Origin of the sequence: Pseudomonas sp. TKO26, assembly GCF_003225665.1 — a bacterium.
GTDB classification, from domain to species: domain Bacteria; phylum Pseudomonadota; class Gammaproteobacteria; order Pseudomonadales; family Pseudomonadaceae; genus Aquipseudomonas; species Aquipseudomonas saponiphila.
Genome location: NZ_QKLN01000009.1, coordinates 92,242 through 106,426, shown reverse-complemented (window position 1 = coordinate 106,426; position 14,185 = coordinate 92,242). Strand labels below are relative to the sequence as shown.

General features: G+C 59.3%; 15 protein-coding genes and 1 tRNA gene. 3 read left to right on the top strand and 13 right to left on the bottom strand.

The window, feature by feature from the left end; translation table 11 throughout:
- Positions 1–87 precede the first annotated feature (87 nt).
- The 7 genes from DNK59_RS15390 to dapA all read right to left on the bottom strand — a co-directional run bounded on the left by DNK59_RS15390 (position 88) and on the right by dapA (position 5,745).
- On the bottom strand, positions 88–852 hold the full coding sequence (locus DNK59_RS15390) for a molecular chaperone (protein ID WP_110723737.1): 765 nt from the start codon (positions 850–852) through the stop codon (positions 88–90).
- 27 nt (positions 853–879) lie between these two features.
- Positions 880–1,443, bottom strand: a complete 564-nt coding sequence (locus DNK59_RS15385) for a fimbrial protein (protein WP_092320394.1) — start codon at positions 1,441–1,443, stop codon at positions 880–882.
- 611 nt (positions 1,444–2,054) lie between these two features.
- Positions 2,055–2,144 (bottom strand) — tRNA-Ser (locus DNK59_RS15380).
- Positions 2,145–2,228: 84 nt separating this feature from the next.
- Complete coding sequence (gene purC, locus DNK59_RS15375; protein ID WP_060838001.1) at positions 2,229–2,942, bottom strand: phosphoribosylaminoimidazolesuccinocarboxamide synthase; 714 nt, start codon at positions 2,940–2,942, stop codon at positions 2,229–2,231.
- Between the two features lie 28 nt (positions 2,943–2,970).
- Positions 2,971–3,729: an MBL fold metallo-hydrolase gene (locus tag DNK59_RS15370; RefSeq protein WP_110723736.1), complete on the bottom strand. Its 759-nt coding sequence runs from the start codon at positions 3,727–3,729 to the stop codon at positions 2,971–2,973.
- Between the two features lie 4 nt (positions 3,730–3,733).
- Positions 3,734–4,849: an outer membrane protein assembly factor BamC gene (gene bamC / locus DNK59_RS15365; RefSeq protein WP_110723735.1), complete on the bottom strand. Its 1,116-nt coding sequence runs from the start codon at positions 4,847–4,849 to the stop codon at positions 3,734–3,736.
- A gap of 17 nt (positions 4,850–4,866) precedes the next feature.
- The gene (gene dapA, locus DNK59_RS15360) at positions 4,867–5,745 is read right to left on the bottom strand and encodes a 4-hydroxy-tetrahydrodipicolinate synthase (protein ID WP_092320348.1); all 879 of its coding nucleotides are present in this window, start codon (positions 5,743–5,745) and stop codon (positions 4,867–4,869) included.
- Between the two features lie 325 nt (positions 5,746–6,070).
- Here dapA and DNK59_RS15355 point away from each other — a divergent pair, with 325 nt between their 5' ends.
- Entirely contained in the window at positions 6,071–6,631 is a 561-nt protein-coding gene (locus tag DNK59_RS15355; RefSeq protein WP_016963909.1) for a glycine cleavage system protein R, read from the top strand.
- Between the two features lie 9 nt (positions 6,632–6,640).
- Positions 6,641–7,114 (top strand): peroxiredoxin, encoded by a 474-nt coding sequence (locus DNK59_RS15350; RefSeq protein WP_092320347.1) that lies wholly within the window; start codon positions 6,641–6,643, stop codon positions 7,112–7,114.
- A gap of 35 nt (positions 7,115–7,149) precedes the next feature.
- Here the strand turns inward: DNK59_RS15350 and DNK59_RS15345 are convergent, their stop codons facing one another.
- Together DNK59_RS15345 and DNK59_RS15340 are read right to left on the bottom strand one after the other, a co-directional pair.
- Positions 7,150–8,220 (bottom strand): AI-2E family transporter, encoded by a 1,071-nt coding sequence (locus DNK59_RS15345; RefSeq protein WP_092320346.1) that lies wholly within the window; start codon positions 8,218–8,220, stop codon positions 7,150–7,152.
- Positions 8,221–8,253: 33 nt separating this feature from the next.
- Positions 8,254–8,493, bottom strand: a complete 240-nt coding sequence (locus DNK59_RS15340) for a sulfurtransferase TusA family protein (protein ID WP_092320345.1) — start codon at positions 8,491–8,493, stop codon at positions 8,254–8,256.
- A 232-nt stretch (positions 8,494–8,725) separates the two neighbouring features.
- Here DNK59_RS15340 and DNK59_RS15335 point away from each other — a divergent pair, with 232 nt between their 5' ends.
- Positions 8,726–10,159, top strand: coding sequence for a M48 family metalloprotease (locus DNK59_RS15335; RefSeq protein ID WP_110723734.1), 1,434 nt, complete (start codon positions 8,726–8,728; stop codon positions 10,157–10,159).
- 75 nt (positions 10,160–10,234) lie between these two features.
- Here DNK59_RS15335 and DNK59_RS15330 read toward each other — a convergent pair whose 3' ends face one another.
- The 4 genes from DNK59_RS15330 to rpoE form a co-directional block, all read right to left on the bottom strand.
- Entirely contained in the window at positions 10,235–11,665 is a 1,431-nt protein-coding gene (locus DNK59_RS15330) for a DegQ family serine endoprotease (RefSeq protein ID WP_092320343.1), read from the bottom strand.
- 226 nt (positions 11,666–11,891) lie between these two features.
- On the bottom strand, positions 11,892–12,848 hold the full coding sequence (locus DNK59_RS15325; RefSeq protein ID WP_110723733.1) for a MucB/RseB C-terminal domain-containing protein: 957 nt from the start codon (positions 12,846–12,848) through the stop codon (positions 11,892–11,894).
- A gap of 8 nt (positions 12,849–12,856) precedes the next feature.
- Positions 12,857–13,444, bottom strand: a complete 588-nt coding sequence (locus DNK59_RS15320; RefSeq protein ID WP_016963902.1) for a sigma-E factor negative regulatory protein — start codon at positions 13,442–13,444, stop codon at positions 12,857–12,859.
- A gap of 31 nt (positions 13,445–13,475) precedes the next feature.
- Positions 13,476–14,057: an RNA polymerase sigma factor RpoE gene (gene rpoE, locus DNK59_RS15315; RefSeq protein ID WP_007930230.1), complete on the bottom strand. Its 582-nt coding sequence runs from the start codon at positions 14,055–14,057 to the stop codon at positions 13,476–13,478.
- Between the last annotated feature and the right edge of the window lie 128 nt (positions 14,058–14,185).

The following is a 14,185-nucleotide window of genomic DNA, read 5'->3' as shown; positions in this document are numbered from 1 at the left end:
TGGCACTGAACACTCAACATAACGAGATCCCAACGCGCTCAAGAAAGAGCAACCGGACAAACGAGCGAAGTTGAATTAATAAACCAACTAGAGCAGTGAACTTTTCAGCAACCGGCGGCCACCGAAATCGTTGATCACCTCATAGCTGATGGAAGCCTTGGCCGGATCTTTCGGAGCTGTTGCCGGCCAGGCGAACGACTCCTGGGCAAACGGCGCAACCATGCCTGGTTTAAGTGCGAACTGACGGCCTCCCAGTTCAACGTCTATACGACCGAAAGACACGTAGTAAGGCGTTGGATTGGATACCTTGACCACAGGCACTTGCGTACCTGTTGGAGCTGAACTCAAGTGACCGGCGCGATTGAACTCCCACTTGAGTTTTTCAGCTGCCGAGTCGACAGTGCCGTCAAGATTGTGGGGTCGAAAGAAAATCTTGATACGTGTTCTAAAAGCAAACTGCAGTACGTTTTCATCCTTCTCCTTGCGTGGTGGAGTTTCCAGTACATTCAGCCAGAACAATGATTCGCGATCGGTCGCCAATGGCTCTTTCGAATAAGCGAGGCGCAGTACTGCCGAATCGCCAGATTCCAGGCGACTGACCGCCGGTGCCAGCAGAAAAGGCACTTGTATTTCTTCAGGGGCCTTATTGGCCTCCCCTTTATCGATCCAACTTTGCGCCAAAAGAGGGACAGGACCGGAGTTACTTATTTTCAATGTAACTTCCCGGGCGTCGGCCGGATAAACCAACCGAGTACCTTGTAGAACTATCCCGGCATGCGCAGTTCCCGAGAACAGCCCCAGGAACATGACACCGATAACGAGAGAATGTACAAAACGCGCTGTCGGCGTCATGACCTGCCCCTTAATAACTAACGACGGTTACTGATAAGCCAGGGTGTAGCGAATAAAGGAAACACCCGAACCGGCACCGACCGAAGCTGCCGTAGAGACGTAAGCGGCCTTGTACTTGAGGGTTGCGGCGTTACCGGAAACCGTTGCCACCTGTGGCGTCGTCTCGGCCTGGCCCAGGACAATCTTCTGCGGTTGAGCAGCGTTGTCGTTGTAGATCTGGATCTGTACACCGGTTGCCGGTGCACTGCCGATCAGCTTCAGGTTGCCTGTAGCCGGGTCAATGTTGTTGACCTGATCGAACTCGATGGACACTTTGGAGTCGTTCTTGCAGTTAGTGCCCGAGAGTTTCAGCTCGAAGGGTTTCAAGTCGGAGGTGGTTCCGATTTTTGCAAAGTGCGTAGGCAAGAAAGTGCCCAACTCAACGTTGGTCACGTTGTTTTCGCCCGGCGCCTTGCCGTTGATCTCGCAGGTCACGTCAGTGATGCTGCCACTGAAGTTCACTACACCGTCGGTAGCCTGGGCAAACGTCGGGATCAATGCAGCCAGCATCAAACCGGAAGTAGCCATGGACAAGAGAGACTTGCGCTTCATCTGATTTCCTTTTCCAAATGACTCAAAGGAACAAGAACAAAAAACTTCCCTATGCCAAAGAGGTCGGCAAACACTCTTGCCACCGCAATAGAAGAAAAGATTTGCCCCGCCTTTAAACGTTTATGATTACTGCTGGTTTCCAGCTCGATGCCCCACTTCAATCACACAAGCGAGCCAGGTTTGCCAGCAGGACGCCACCATATCGAAGAGCCGATTGTTTTAGATCAAGACCACGCCGACTCGGATTACAGGAATACTCCCAGATATCTTCAAGAAATTTCCTACAACCCAAAAACATCGCCCACAACACAACATCCAGATGAAGTTTTTAAATACAGGGCAACTGTGCTGAAACTTGAAAACTTATTAATAAGCAGCAGATTAGTGAAATCTCTAACGAGCGAAATCAACTTGGCCCACACCTGCTATCGAGAGCGACAACAGGCGTTGGGAGGAAGAGGGAATACACCGCAGCAGATGTAAAGTCAGGCGAACAAGAACGTCGAAAGGACCGGGTGAGGGCTTGCAGCGCAGTGGGAAAGCAGCTTGGGCAAAACGGCAGGCAACAAAAAAGCCCCGGAAATCGATGATTTCCGGGGCTTTTATTTGTATGGCGGAGAGATAGGGATTCGAACCCTAGGTACCGGTGAAGGTACAACGGATTTCGAATCCGTCCCATTCGGCCACTCTGGCATCTCTCCAACGGCGCGCATCATAACAGCACATTTGCTCGAAGCGAAGCCCCTTGAGCGAATTTTTTCCGTGCTATCAGATGCTTGCGTCGATTACAGCGGCACGCCGAGGCGCTGGGCCACTTCTTCGTAGGCTTCGATGACATCACCGAGGCCCTGGCGGAAGCGGTCCTTGTCCATCTTCTTCTTGGTGTCCTTGTCCCACAGGCGGCAGCCGTCCGGGCTGAACTCGTCGCCCAGGACGATCGAGCCGTCGCTGAACACGCCGAACTCCAGCTTGAAGTCCACCAGCAGCAGGCCGGCGTCATCGAACAGCTTGCTCAGCACTTCGTTGACCTTGAGCGACAGCTCTTTCATGCGCGCCAGTTGCTCGGCAGTGCCCCAGCCGAATGCCACTACATGGGATTCGTTGATGAACGGGTCGCCCTTGGCGTCGTCCTTGAGGAACAGTTCGAAGGTGTAGGGGTTGAGCTTCATGCCCTCTTCCACACCCAGGCGCTTGACCAGGCTGCCGGCGGCGTAGTTGCGCACCACGCACTCCACCGGAATCATGTCGAGCTTCTTCACCAGGCACTCGTTGTCGCCCAGCAGCTTGTCGAACTGGGTCGGAATGCCGGCGGCTTCGAGTTTCTGCATGATGAAGGCGTTGAACTTGTTGTTCACCATCCCCTTGCGGTCCAGCTGCTCGATGCGCTTGCCGTCGAACGCCGAGGTGTCGTTGCGAAACAGCAGGATCAAGCGGTCGGCGTCATCGGTCTTGTAAACCGACTTGGCTTTGCCGCGGTAGAGTTCTTCACGTTTTTCCATGATGGGCTCCGCTTGCTACGTAGGTGGGCTAGGCGATGTGACGCCAGTCGAGCCCTGAATCTTGATCGGCCAGTTGCAGCCAGTCCGGGTCGCACCCGAGGGTGTCGACAAAACATTGCCGGGCCAGCTGCGGCAGGTTGTTCTTGCTGCTCAGATGGGCGAGGACCAGGTGCTGCAGGTCCCGCCATCCCAATTCGGCCACCAGGCTTGCGGCCTGATGGTTGTTCAAATGTCCCTGGTCGCCACCGACCCGCTGCTTGAGAAAATACGGGTAATAACCGCGGGCCAGCAGGTCCCGGCAGTGATTGGCCTCGATCATCAAGGCATCCAGGTCACGGTAGCCTTCCAGTACGCCGGCGCAGTAGGAACCCAGGTCGGTCAGCAGGCCAAAACGCCGCTGGCCGTCACTGAAGACAAACTGGGTAGGCTCCTGGGCGTCGTGGGCGACGGCAATCACGTCAATGCGCATGGTGCCGATCTGCAGTGGCTCGCCACCACGGACAAAACCCGCCACCTCAACCGGCTTGCGCATCCCGCGCAAAGTGCCCTGGCTGAGGTAGACCGGTAGATTGTAGCGCCGAGACAGCAAACCCACGCCATGCACGTGGTCGGCATGCTCGTGGGTCACCAGGATGGCGCTCAGCTGCGAGGGATGGACTCCCAGGCGCAGCAGGCGCCGCTCGGTTTCCCGCAGGGAGAAACCACAATCCACCAGGATGCAGGTGTCAGCACTGGCGATCAGCGTGCCATTCCCTTGGCTACCACTGCCGAGAACGGCAAAACGCATCTGATCAGCCCAGGTTGTCCTGAATCACGCCCAGCACTTTGCGCGCCACATCGGCCGGCGCCACGGTGTTGATGTTCTTCTCGACGGTGACCTGGACGTTGTCGCCGACCTTGCTCAGGCGAACCTGATAGCGTTCGGCGCGGGCTTCGATCTCTTCCTTGGCCGGCTTGCTGCCGAACAACTTGCCGAAGAAGCCCGGCTCGTCGTTTTTCTTCTCGGCTTTTTCCGCCAGGTTGATGTAGTACAGGCCCAGGCTGCGGTTGATGTCCTCAACCCGCCATTCGCCCTGCTCCAGGGCGCGGCCCACGCTGGACCAGGCGCGATCGAGGTCGGCGCCCAGGTTCAGCACCGGGTTGCCGCTGCCGTCTTCGCTGAGGCTGACCCGGCTTGGGGTATCGAAATCACGAGCCGCCAACAGGGACACAGAACCGCCTTTTTCGGCAGTACGGCTCATGCTGGCCAGCATGTCGTCCACCAGCGCCGCGTCCAGTCCGGTGTTGAGCGAACGGTTGGTGAACTCCACGTCGGCGCTGCTGCCGGCGGGACGCTCGGCGCTGACCACGTAGACTTCACTGGTGTTGCGCTGCACGCCCGGCTCGATGCGTACCCGCACGCGGGTTTCGCTGTCGGCGGCAACGCCGGCGCTGCTCAGGCGCTTGGCCACGGACGCGGAAAGCTCGTCGGAACGCTGCCAGCGGGTGGTGAACTCGCCGGTTTGCGGACGCTGCTGATCCAGGCGAAAGCCGTTGTCCTGGAAGAACTGCACCGCCACCGGCCAGACTTCGGCCGGTGGATGCTGGGCCATGACCCAGCGCGAATCACCGCTCTTTTGCAGGCTGTAGTCGCTGGCATCGGCAATCGCCGACAGCGGCTGCGGACGAGGCACCTGGTACTCGCCCTTGACGTTGTCGTCGGCGACGTTGCGCGGGATCGGCAGCAATGGATCCAGACGCTTGGAGGTCTGTACATCCGGCGGCAGTTGCATCGGTGCTGTTTGTTGCGCTTGCAGGTAATCGCTACCCCGGTCACGGAAGTAGCCTTCCGGGCCCCAGATCCAACCGCAGCCACTGGTGCTGGAGATAATCAAGGCAAGTGCGGAAAGTCCGGCCATTCGCTTCATGCGTTGTACTTCCTCAATTAAACCAAGACGCCGGACTGGCGCATGGCCTGCCGCAGCGGTTCGTGACAGGCGGCACTGAGCCAGGTGAGCGGCAGACGGATACCGTCCGGCATCAAGCCCATTTCGTGCAGGGCCCATTTCACGGGAATAGGGTTGGATTCGATGAACAGTGTCTTGTTCAGCGGCATCAGGGTTTCGTGGATCTCGCGGGCCTTGGCGGCGTCGCCGGCCATGGCCGCGGCGCACATCTGGCTCATGGCCCGGGGTGCGACGTTGGCGGTCACCGAGATATTGCCCTTGCCGCCCAGCAGGATCAGTTCGACCGCGGTGGCGTCATCGCCGGAGTACACCAGGAAATCCTCAGGCACGCCGGCCAGGATCGCCTTGGCCCGCTGCAGGTCGCCGGTGGCTTCCTTGATGCCGATGATGTTCTTCACGCTGGACAGGCGGATCACGGTCTCGGCCTGCATGTCGCATGCGGTACGGCCTGGAACGTTGTAGAGGATCTGCGGGATGTCCACGGCCTCGGCAATGGCGCGGAAATGCTGGTACAGGCCTTCCTGGGTCGGCTTGTTGTAGTACGGAGTCACCAGCAGGCAGGCATCGGCGCCGGCGATCTTGGCGTTGGTAGTCAGTTCGATCGCTTCACGCGTCGAGTTGGCGCCGGTACCGGCAATCACCGGGATGCGCCCTGCAACCTGGGCCACCACCCGACGAATCACTTCGATGTGCTCGTTGACATCCAGAGTGGCCGATTCACCTGTGGTGCCGACCGCCACGATGGCGTTGGTGCCCTCTTGCAGGTGGAAGTCCACCAGTTTGCTCAGGCTGTCCCAGTCGAGATTTCCCTGTGCATCCATGGGTGTGACCAGTGCCACCATACTGCCCGCAATCATGCAACCGCTCCTGCCGGAAAAAGAGAGCGGTAATGGTACTGGCGCCAAGTTCCTTGCACAAGCGAAGTCCCGCGCCGTGAGCATTCCCCTGAGCGATGGTTTTCGCTACCCTTCAGGCTTTGATCGCTACCGATAAGCGTGTAAACCGGGTTATCACCTGCCTGTCGCTTCTCCAAAGCCCCATTCCTGCATTGCCAGCCCGTGTTCCGGAGGTTTCGGGACCTGTCGCCGGCTGGTGCTTCGGGGCCCCGAGAAGTCCCTGGCCGCGCTTGCCCGACACCGACTTGTCAAAAGTATCGACCGCTCATCGCTTTAGGAATGCTGCATGTCCACCCCCACAGTTCGCGAACAATTCCTTGTCATCAGTGCCCTCGGCGCCAACCCCATGGAGCTGACCAACGTCCTGTGCCGCGCCAGCCATGAAAACCGCTGTGCCGTCGTGACCTCGCGCCTGACCCGGCATGGCGAGTGCAGCGCCCTGGTGCTGGAGATTTCCGGCAGCTGGGACGCCCTGGCGCGCCTGGAGAGCAGCCTGCCATTCCTGGCCAAGAAGCACGCCTTCACCGTCAATGTGGTGCGCAGCGCAGCCCTGGAAAGCCGTCCCCAGGCTCTGCCGTATGTGGCTTACGTCAGCGCGGCGTACCGCTCGGATATCGTCAACGAGCTGTGCCAATTCTTCATCGACCACCATGTCGAGCTGGAAAACCTCACCTGCGATACCTACCAGGCTCCGCAGACCGGGGGCACCATGCTCAACGCCACCTTCACCGTGACCCTGCCCGCCGGCACCCAGATCAGCTGGTTGCGCGATCAGTTCCTGGATTTTGCCGATGCCATGAACCTCGATGCGCTGATCGAACCCTGGCGCCCACAGAACCCAATGTAAGGAAGCCCCATGGCCGTTGCTATCGATCAACCTATTGCCGATTTCCAGGCCCCTGCCACCAGCGGCCAGACCATCAGCCTGTCCGGTCTCAAGGGCAAGCAAGTGGTGATCTACTTCTATCCCAAGGACAGCACCCCGGGCTGCACCACAGAGGGCCAGGGTTTTCGCGATCAATACGCCGCCTTCCAGGCTGCCAACACCGAAATCTTCGGTGTTTCCCGCGACAGCCTGAAATCCCACGAGAACTTCAAGTGCAAGCAGGAATTCCCCTTCGAGCTGATCAGCGACAAGGACGAAGCCGTCTGCCAGCTGTTCGACGTGATCAAGTTGAAGAAGCTCTATGGCAAGGAATACCTGGGCGTGGACCGCAGCACCTTCCTGATCGACAAGGACGGTGTACTGCGCCAGGAATGGCGCGGGGTGAAGGTTCCGGGCCACGTCGACGCCGTACTGGCCGCGGCCCAGGCCCTGAACAAGGCCTGAAATGCCCGGGGGGGCTGAATAGCCGCCCCGCGTATCTAGAGTAAAGGCGCCACCGCCGGGTCTTTCCTTGGCCAGGCATCCAGCACCGCCTTGAACAAGGTGGCCAGGGGTATTGCAAAGAAAATCCCCCAGAAGCCCCACAGCCCGCCAAACAGCAGCACCGCGCAGATGATCGCCACCGGATGCAGGTTCACCGCGCCGGAGAACAGCAACGGCACCAGCACGTTGCCATCCAGGGTCTGGATGATCCCGTAGACCGCCATCAGATAAATGAACTGATCGCTCCAGCCCCATTGGAACAGTGCAATCAGCGCCACCGGCACCGTCACCACCACTGCGCCGACATAAGGCACCACCACCGAAATACCTACCAGTAGCGCCAGCAACGCCGCGTAGTTGAGGCCCAGGGCAACGAAGGCGATATAGGTGACGCCGCCGCAGATGACAATCTCGATGACCTTGCCGCGAATGTAATTGGCAATCTGCCGGTTCATTTCGTGGGCGACCCGGGTAATCAGGGTCCGCTCCCGCGGCAGATAGCCGATGACCCAGCGGCTGATCATTGCCCGGTCCTTGAGGAAGAAAAACACCAGGATCGGCACCAGTACCAGGTAGATCATGATGTTCACCAGCAACGGCAGGCTGGACAGGGAGAAGGTCAACGCCCATTGCCCGAACTTGCCGATCTCGCCCCTGGCCACCTCAATGGCCTGCAGCACCTGCTCATCCGACACCAGGTGCGGGTAACGCTCGGGCAACAGCAGCAACAGCGATTGCCACTTGGCGAGCATCCCGGGCAGCTCGTTGAACAAGGTGACGAACTGGTGCCAGAGCAGCGGCACCACCACCAGGATGAAGACCAGCAACAAGCCCATGAACAAGGCAAACACCAGCCCCACCGCCGCCCCGCCGGGCAGGCGCAGGCGCTCCAGGCTCACCACCAGCCCCTGCATCAGGTACGCCAGGACCATGCCCGCCAGCACCGGCGCCAGCATGCCGCCCAAGGTCAGTACCGCAGTAAAGGCCAGGAACAGCAGGACAGCGAGCACCACCGCCTCTTCATCCGAGAAGTAGCGCTGTATCCAGTCGCGTAGCACTTTGAACATCAATGATCCTTAGATGAAATCGGTGAGCGGCCGTCAGGCCTTTTTCAGCCAGTAACGATAGACCCCGGCATCGTCCTCTTCGCGCAGCAGGGTATGACCGGCCAGGCGGGCAAAGGTGCGAAAGTCGCGCTGGGACCCGGCATCGGTGGCAATGACCTTGAGCACCGCGCCACTGGCCAGGCGATTGAGTTCCATCTTGGCCTTGAGCAGCGGCAGCGGACAATTGAGCCCGCTGGCATCCAGCTCGGCATCATGGGCGACAACATCAGTCATTGAACTGACTCCGATCGTGAATTCAGGCGCCTAGAATACCCTGCAAGGCAAAGCCTTCGGCAATAAACACGCCCGCCCCCAAACAACAGCACCACTCTGGCAAAGGGCTCATGGGATAGACGCTGGAATTTGCCAGAAAGCACCCGGGGTCCGCAGAGTTTTCAGCGCCTTTGTCTGGTCCCCGGACCAGCGGCCAGCTAAAGTAGAGCCTTTGTCGATTAAGGCTTTGTGCATGAATTTACTGCGCCCTACCCTGCTGACGCTCGCTTGCCTGCTCGCCTCACCGGGCTTCGCCGACGACCTGCCGTCACTCGGTGATGCCAGTTCAGCCATTGTCTCGCCGCAACAGGAATACCAGTTGGGCCGCGCCTGGCTGGCATTGCTGCGCAGCCAGGTTTCTCAGCTCAACGACCCGCAACTCAAGGACTACGTCGAAACCAGCGTCTACAAACTGGTGGAAACCAGCCAGGTCAATGACCGGCGCCTGGAGTTCATCCTGATCAACAGCCCGCAGCTCAACGCCTTTGCCGCTCCCGGCGGGATTGTCGGAGTCAACGGCGGGCTGTTTCTCAACGCCCAGACCGAAGGCGAATATGCCTCGGTACTGGCTCACGAACTGGCGCACCTTTCCCAGCGGCACTTCGCCCGCGGCGTTGAGGCCCAGAAACGCATGCAAGTGCCGATGATGGCCGCGCTGCTGGCCGGGATCGTGATCGCCGCCGCCGGTGCCGGGGATGCCGGGATCGCTACCATCGCCGGCACCCAGGCTGCAGCGATCCAGGAACAGCGGCGCTTCTCTCGACAGAACGAGCAGGAAGCCGACCGTATCGGCATCCTCAATCTGGAGAAAGCCGGCTACGATCCGCGCTCGATGCCCACCATGTTCGAGCGCCTGATGCGCCAGTACCGCTTCGATGCCAAGCCGCCGGAATTCCTCCTGACCCACCCGGTCACCGAATCGCGGATCGCCGACACCCGCAACCGCGCCGAACAGGCCAAGCAAGGCGGCACCGAAGACAGCCTGCGCTATCAACTGATTCGGGCCCGGGTGCAACTCAACTATGAAGAGTCCCCGGGCCTGGCCGCCAAGCGCTTTCGCGCCCAGCTCGACGAAAACCCGAAGAACGACATCGCGCGCTACGGCCTGGCCATCGCCCAGATCAAGGGCAGCCAATGGAACGAGGCTCGGGAAAACCTCAAGCCGCTGCTGGCCAAGTCGCCCAATGACATCACCTACAACCTGGCCCAGATCGAGCTGGACATGGCCAACAGCCGCCTGCCGGATGCGCAAAGTCGGGTCGAGCGAATGCTTAACCTCTACCCCGGCAACTATCCGCTGAACCAGGTCCGGGTAGACCTTCTACTCAAGCAGAACCGCCCCGCGGATGCAGAAAAAGCCCTGGAAAGCCTGCTGAAAAGTCGCCCGGATGACCCGGACGTCTGGTACTTGGTGGCAGAAACCCGCGGCCTGTCCGGCAACATCATCGGCCTGCACCAGGCCCGGGCCGAGTACTTCGCCCTGGTCGGTGACTATCGCCAGGCCATCCAGCAGTTGGACTTTGCCAAGCGCCGGGCCGGCAGCAACTTCCCCCTGTCGTCGAGGATCGATGCGCGTCAGCGCGAGATGATGGATCAGGAGCAGATGGTCAAGGACATGATGCGCTGACCTTGAGCGGGACCATAAAAAAGCCCGCCTCATACGAGGCGGGCTTTTTATTGGGCACTCCTTAAGGCTGGCGGCTTATTCGGCCAGCTTGAAGGTAATGAAGCTGGCTCGCCCCTGACGCAGAACACGCATGGACACCGAACGATTCTTCGGCAGCGCCTTGGCAATCTCAGTGAACTCCTTCGCTGTGGTGATCGCCTGGTTGTTCAGGTGAGTGATCACATCGCCTGGTTGCAGGCCGATCAGGGCAGCAGGGCCATCCTGAACTTCCTTGATGACAACGCCACCCTTGAGGTCGAAGGCTTTTTTCTGCTCATCGTTGAGTTCGATCACGGCCACGCCGAGACGGTTGCTGCTGCGCTCGACTCCGGACTTGGGCAGCATGCTCAGGTCCTTGTCTTCCTCAGGGATAGCACCGACGGTCAGCTCGACGTTCTTGCGCTTGCCTTCGCGGATCACTTCCAGATTGGCCTTGGCCCCGGCCTTCAGCGCGCCCACCAAGTGCGGCAGATCCGCCGACATGACGATGGGCTGGCCATTGAGACTGAGAATCACGTCACCCACTTGCAAGCCACCCTTGGCTGCCGGGCCGCCATCCTGAACTTGCGCCACCAGTGCACCAGCAGGTTTTTCCAGGCCAAAGGACTCAGCCAGGTCTTTATTGACCTCCTGAATCACCACGCCCAACCAACCACGACTGACCTTGCCACCGGTTTTCAGCTGATTGGAAACGTCCATCGCCACGTCGATCGGGATGGCGAAGGACACGCCCATGAAACCGCCGGAACGGGTATAGATCTGCGAGTTGATCCCCACCACTTCACCGGCCAGGTTGAACAGCGGGCCACCGGAGTTGCCCGGGTTGATCGGCACGTCGGTCTGGATGAACGGCACATAGTTTTCGTTCGGCAGGCTGCGACCGATGGCGCTGACGATGCCCTGGGTCACGGTGTGGTCAAAGCCGAACGGCGAACCGATGGCTACGACCCATTGACCGGCCTTGAGATCCTGGGATTTACCCAGTTTCAGCACGGGCAGGTCCTTGCCATCGATCTTCAGCAGCGCCACGTCGGAGCGCGGGTCGGTACCGATCAGCTTGGCTTTCAATTCGCTGCGGTCGGCCAGGCGCACGAGGATCTCGTCCGCATCGGCGATCACGTGGTTGTTGGTGAGGATGTAGCCATCCGGGGAGATGATGAAGCCCGATCCCAGGGATTGCGCCTCACGCTGGCGGTCGCCGCGCGGAGACCGCTGCTGGGGCATGCCGCGCTCGAAGAACTCCCGCAGCATTGGCGGCAAGCCTTCCAGATCGGGCATCTGCGCTGAGTTGGAAACCCGCCGATCAGGCAGCTTCTGCGTGGTACTGATGTTCACCACCGCAGGCGAGGCCTGCTCGACCAGCTGGGTGAAATCAGGCAACTCGGCTGCCTGGGCAGACACGGCCTGCCCCAGCACCAGTACGGTGGCAAGAATGGTGAAGTAGGACTTCAAGCGTGGTATCGACATACGGCTCCCGTTACGACGAGCGTGGTTAAGCGATATGGAGCAGCAAATGCCGAAACGACAGGGGTGGCAATTTTGCTCCAGGAACGACAAATAAGGTCAGAACCGAGGGGGGTTCTGACCTATAAAAAAACTTGGTGGATTTTGCAAATGAAATTGCTCACCAAACATTTCATCTTCTCAATTGTGGATGAGCCATGATCGACCTCTTACACAACCAATAAAAGGTTCATTGCTGGGTGCTGGCATCGAAACGCATGGACAGGGCGATACGTTCGGCGGTGCCGATGGGAATTTCCCCGACCACAGTGACCATCATTTCGCCTTCTGGGGTGGTCAGGCGCCGTGACACGGCGACAGTCGGTCCCAACTGCGAACGAGTGTCGGTGACCGCCTCGCCATTGAGCGGCTCGAGGAACACGGAAAAACGCGCAAAACCATCGTCATACAGCAGGCTGTTGACCACGGACTTGGTTTGCGGATCCTTGCGGGCGCTGCTACTGGTCAACTCGAAACCCGGAGGCAACCAGTCGGAGTGCCAGACCCGGGTACTCTTGATCGCGGAGGCCTTGTCGCTGTCCAGAAGCACTGGTTTACATTCCGGGCCGGCACGCAGCTCGTTGTCATCCGGGACATCTGCAGTGTCCAGGCGAGTGAACTGAAAGCGCTCAAGCAGTTGCCCCTTCTCATTCAACAACAGGGACTTGAGCGGCAAGCCCGTTTCCTGATCCAAGTGCAATTCGAAGCCGTAACGGTGCTGGTCTCGCGGCGTGACCGCAATGATCACTGCCTCGCGCCCGGCTACGCGCGACTTGCCGATAACGGCAAGCTCATACCAATTCTTGAGTTTTTGCGGATCCAGGGCACGCGCCGCAGAGTCCGGGGCATCCCCCAACCCTGCCACCAGCGTACCGCTGACGCACTGGGTACGACCATCGACGCGCACAACCTCTTGAGCGGAACCGTCGAGCCGGATCAACCGCTCACGGACCTTCCCATCCTGGACACGATGCCAGATGTTATGAGTAGAAAAACTACCATTACGCTCGTAAACGAAGGTGCCCTGAAAGCTTTGCTGCTGTTCGGCTTGCCCAAGACGCTGCAACCAGTCCTGGGCTTCGTCGGCGTGGGCTGGAACCACAAACCAGCCACTGAGCAGAAGCGAGAGTAGAGGTATGGCGCGCATGATCCTCCTTAGCGGTTTTCCAGGCTCGCCGCACGGGCATAAGGCAACGCGCTTTCAGTGCCTTTGAGTGCAGCTTGCTGGGCATGCTGACGCAGGTAGCTTGGCAGACGCTGGTCGTGCCAGCCGGGCTGCCCTTGCAATACGCCATTGGCCATGGGGCCGGTGGCTTCCGAGCTTTCATTGTAGCCGGCCAATACGGCAGGGCCTTTGACTTGTGGAGCAGCCAGGGTTGGCTGACCCGCTTGCTGAGCGAGCTCAACACCAGCGATCTCGTCGTGGTTGTACAGACGTACGCCAGCAAGTACCGCTACGGTCACGGACGCAGCAACTGCCAGACGACCCAGGCTGCGCCAAGGCCCACGAGACGCTTTGGCCGGTACAGCTTCATCGGCCAGGGCTGCAGAAACGGCAGCGGCAATGTCCAGACGTGGAAGCAGCAACTCCTTGTGCATGGCTGCCCGGGCGATTTGATAACGAGCCCAGGTTTCACGGGTTTCCACTTCGTCGACGGCATTCAATACCCGACGCAATTCCAGTTCGTCCGCTTCGTTATCCATCACCGCGGACAGCGATTCCTGCAGGGCTTCACGACTCATGGCGGTTCCTCTCTTGGCTGTCGCCGCTGTCTCAGGTTTCCTGCAACAACGGCTGCAGGGCTTTATCGATGGCTTCCCGAGCGCGGAAAATCCGGGAGCGCACGGTACCCACCGGACACTGCATGACGCTGGCAATGTCCTCGTAACTCAGACCATCGAATTCACGCAAAGTTAAGGCTGTACGCAAATCTTCAGGTAGTTGCTGAATGGTTCGATGGACGGTGCCTTCGATCTCATCCCGCAGCAATGCACGTTCCGGCGATTCGAGATCCTTCAGGCCATGATCGCCGTCATAGAACTCCGCATCCTCGGAACTGACATCGCTATCCGGCGGCCGGCGGCCGCGTGAAACCAGATAGTTTTTCGCCGTGTTGATGGCGATACGGTACAGCCACGTATAAAACGCACTGTCCCCCCGAAAATTACCTAGTGCACGGTAAGCCTTGATAAAGGCTTCTTGTGCGACATCCTGGGCTTCATGGGTGTCGTGCACGAAACGCACGATCAACCCGAGAATTTTGTGCTGGTACTTCAGCACGAGCAGATCGAACGCTCGCTTGTCGCCACGCTGAACGCGCTCGACCAGCTGCTGATCCTCTTCCTGGGTTAGCATGAACACTCCTCGGTAAGCTCGGAGGAGGCTTGCATCACTAATCGATCAGGCTTGCAAACATAGACTCGGGCTTTTCGCAAAAGTTCTCCCCCTCCAAGCAAGTTTCCTGCGGGCTCTGATCCGGCACG

What these genes read in the sequence shown, in the direction of transcription:
- purC (WP_060838001.1), bottom strand. Translation starts at nt 2,942, where the DNA reads ATGGAAAAACGTGAAGAACTCTACCGCGGCAAAGCCAAGTCGGTTTAC.
- DNK59_RS15355 (WP_016963909.1), top strand. Translation starts at nt 6,071, where the DNA reads ATGTCCACCCCCACAGTTCGCGAACAATTCCTTGTCATCAGTGCCCTC.
- DNK59_RS15340 (WP_092320345.1), bottom strand. Translation starts at nt 8,493, where the DNA reads ATGACTGATGTTGTCGCCCATGATGCCGAGCTGGATGCCAGCGGGCTC.
- bamC (WP_110723735.1), bottom strand. Translation starts at nt 4,849, where the DNA reads ATGAAGCGAATGGCCGGACTTTCCGCACTTGCCTTGATTATCTCCAGC.
- DNK59_RS15350 (WP_092320347.1), top strand. Translation starts at nt 6,641, where the DNA reads ATGGCCGTTGCTATCGATCAACCTATTGCCGATTTCCAGGCCCCTGCC.
- DNK59_RS15330 (WP_092320343.1), bottom strand. Translation starts at nt 11,665, where the DNA reads ATGTCGATACCACGCTTGAAGTCCTACTTCACCATTCTTGCCACCGTA.
- DNK59_RS15385 (WP_092320394.1), bottom strand. Translation starts at nt 1,443, where the DNA reads ATGAAGCGCAAGTCTCTCTTGTCCATGGCTACTTCCGGTTTGATGCTG.
- DNK59_RS15345 (WP_092320346.1), bottom strand. Translation starts at nt 8,220, where the DNA reads ATGTTCAAAGTGCTACGCGACTGGATACAGCGCTACTTCTCGGATGAA.
- dapA (WP_092320348.1), bottom strand. Translation starts at nt 5,745, where the DNA reads ATGATTGCGGGCAGTATGGTGGCACTGGTCACACCCATGGATGCACAG.
- DNK59_RS15370 (WP_110723736.1), bottom strand. Translation starts at nt 3,729, where the DNA reads ATGCGTTTTGCCGTTCTCGGCAGTGGTAGCCAAGGGAATGGCACGCTG.
- DNK59_RS15390 (WP_110723737.1), bottom strand. Translation starts at nt 852, where the DNA reads ATGACGCCGACAGCGCGTTTTGTACATTCTCTCGTTATCGGTGTCATG.
- DNK59_RS15335 (WP_110723734.1), top strand. Translation starts at nt 8,726, where the DNA reads ATGAATTTACTGCGCCCTACCCTGCTGACGCTCGCTTGCCTGCTCGCC.
- DNK59_RS15320 (WP_016963902.1), bottom strand. Translation starts at nt 13,444, where the DNA reads ATGAGTCGTGAAGCCCTGCAGGAATCGCTGTCCGCGGTGATGGATAAC.
- DNK59_RS15325 (WP_110723733.1), bottom strand. Translation starts at nt 12,848, where the DNA reads ATGCGCGCCATACCTCTACTCTCGCTTCTGCTCAGTGGCTGGTTTGTG.
- rpoE (WP_007930230.1), bottom strand. Translation starts at nt 14,057, where the DNA reads ATGCTAACCCAGGAAGAGGATCAGCAGCTGGTCGAGCGCGTTCAGCGT.